Raw genomic sequence first — 2,514 nt, forward strand, 5'->3', positions numbered from 1 at the left:
ATAGGGCGCTTCTTCGACTGAGCGAATCGCTGGCACCCACTCCTTACACACGAACACCAGGTCGATGTGGAAGGGCCTGCCCCTGCTGAACCGGTGGTAATAAGTAGGTTGCTCATCACCGAAGTCGACGCCATGGTGAGCGTGGTAGGCCGAGACGTAGCCCAGTTCTGCGAGGCGCTTGGTTACGCCCACCCGACGGTCCGCATCGCCGCCTGGTGCGATGTTGAAGTCACCAGCCAATACGCACGGGACTGACCGGAGAAATGGCTCGAACGCATCGATGATTGCGTGAACCTCTGCACCGTACGACCGGCCCTTTTGTTCGGGGCAGGCCCACAATCCAACAACACCAACACCGTTGGCGAGCTCCACCCCAAGCCCGTAGCGGACCGGGCTCGTTCCCTCCCATGGTTGCACGCGTCGCATCGCTTCACTCCATGAAGCAATGGCCACGCCTCGATTCGTCAGCCTTCCCGCCCACTCCCACGCCGGTGCAGTTTCGATCAAACTCGGAGAAGGCAGCACCTTCGAGACTTCGCAGAACACGCCGACGTCCGGTGGGGGGTACACCCGTCCGAGTTTGGACTGGGTGTCACCCGCGCAGAGATTCCATGTCACGAAGCGCACCACAGAGATAGTAAGGGTGAACGGAGGCTGGATCGGCCCCGCATTCCACACGAGCCTTGGACATCTCGTCGGATCCGCCGTTCACCGTCCGAGTTGCGCGTGCGTCCGAGTTCACCTTCCCGTCTCGTCAACTCGTCATCGAGAACGCCACAGGCGACATGATCGAGGTCGTTCAGATCCTCGACACCGAGACCGTTCGCATTCCCGGGTGCTCCGAGCAATGCGATCCTGGCGATCTGGATGATCCCCTCTCAGGCATGAGCGAGGTCTGTGCCAAAGCGTTCCGTGAGGGATACGACTGGATGGGATCAGTATGGGTGAACTCAGCATTTCAGTTCCTTCTGGTTGCCGTTTTGCTAATCGCTGGATGCGCCATCGCCCAAGCGTGGATCAATGTGTTCCGCCATCAAAGAGTCTCGGCGAAGGAACTCGATCCAAAGCTCGGCATCAAGCTCTGATCGAGAAGAGCAGCGGATGCGAAGATCGAGTACCAGGGGTGGCGGCGACGTTCTCTCCGCCAGCGATGGGCTGAAACCACCCGCCATCATGAGGTGGGCTTCACACATGATGGTCCCGTTGATCGGTCCCCGTCAGGGCGGCGCCAAATGCCCGAAGGACTACCGTTCGACGGACGACAGCCGCAGCTCTGAAAGCTGTCTCCGTTGGGGCCTATCAAACTGCGAGATAGGCCTTGAGCCAGGACCCGAAGGAGGGACCCTTCGCGTCCAAATCGACCCAAAGACGGATCGACGCTGCCGACCGGGCGCTCGTCTTACTCCTCGTCCGGATGCTCCGAAAGCCACTGACCCATTTCGACGAGTGTCTCATCGCGATGGCCTGCGCCTAGAGCGACGTACTCGACGAAGCCCTCGGTGTAGACCAAGTAGTAGCCAGCGCCGTAGGAAGACTTGAAGACCACCTCGTGGAGGTCTTCTTCATACGTTTCAGTGTCCGTGCGGTCAGGGGCATCTCCGTTTTCCCAGAGAAGTGTGCCGCCGTCGACAACATCGAGGTAGTGGACGAATGTACCGACTTCGCCTGCGGGGACATTGCGCCCTTTGAACGTCAGACGTCGAAAGCCTTGGGATCGGAGTAGCCCAGCAATATCAGCTGTTCGAGCTGTGGATGCGCTTAGGTTGTAGTTGTCGTTAGCTTCGGCGGGAAGGACGAAGCAGTCCGAACGTCTCAGCAGCGCTGACAGCGCCTCGACGACCGAGGGCTGGTTGGAGCCGATTACCATCTCTGCCTCGCCGTCCTCGATGAGATGACCCTCAAATGCCATCTCATTGGCGTAGACAAGGATGCGAGTCGCCACCCGGATCGGAGCGCGGCCCACCGCGAACGAGAAAACCTGGCTCGCCAAAAGAACTCCGACGATGGGATCGGACAGTGCAACCGTGCTCAACGTGCCGAGTGCGTCTCGGTCCTCGAATGGTCCTCGGAACGCCTCCTCGACAGCGATCTCCAAGGAAGCGGCACCGGCGGACTCAACGAACCGGAGTTGGTATAGCGCCCAAGGGGGCTCGTCGATAAAGACGTAGCCCTTCAGTGGTTCCAGCACCAACGAGATGAGATAGTCGACGGAGAAGAGGCCACTCGTTGCCAAGCTCTCCCACGACTCCTTCGGCCAAGCCACCCTGCGACTGTAACCACAGTGTCGGGATGGCGGCGGGTGGTTCTCCGTTCATCGCTACCGGAGAGTGCGTCGCCACCATCCCTCGACCGGGTCAAACACTTCCTCTTTGATTGCGCTGCGCCTCGCCTCGAGCACATAGTGAAATCGGGTAGGCCGACCTCTCGTTTCTGCGTGCCCTGGAATGCTGCGCGCTGCTAGATGATTGGTTCCAAGGGGTCGTGGGTCAGTGGTCGTAGGCGAGGAGTGATCGG

3 protein-coding genes are annotated in these 2,514 nt (G+C 59.9%); 1 reads left to right on the plus strand and 2 read right to left on the minus strand.

Annotation, left to right across the window (positions count from 1 at the left end; translation table 11 throughout):
* The coding region (locus ACESNG_RS19755) for an endonuclease/exonuclease/phosphatase family protein (protein WP_373070506.1) at positions 1–630 on the minus strand (630 nt) is incomplete at its 3' end.
* Positions 631–683: 53 nt separating this feature from the next.
* Between ACESNG_RS19755 and ACESNG_RS19760 the strand changes: the two genes are divergently transcribed.
* Positions 684–1,085, plus strand: coding sequence for a hypothetical protein (locus tag ACESNG_RS19760; RefSeq protein ID WP_373070508.1), 402 nt, complete (start codon positions 684–686; stop codon positions 1,083–1,085).
* Between the two features lie 314 nt (positions 1,086–1,399).
* Here the strand turns inward: ACESNG_RS19760 and ACESNG_RS19765 are convergent, their stop codons facing one another.
* Entirely contained in the window at positions 1,400–2,263 is an 864-nt protein-coding gene (locus ACESNG_RS19765) for a hypothetical protein (RefSeq protein ID WP_373070510.1), read from the minus strand.
* Positions 2,264–2,514 lie beyond the last annotated feature (251 nt).

This window comes from Gemmatimonas sp., from assembly GCF_041689975.1.
In the GTDB taxonomy this organism is placed as follows: domain Bacteria; phylum Gemmatimonadota; class Gemmatimonadetes; order Gemmatimonadales; family Gemmatimonadaceae; genus Gemmatimonas.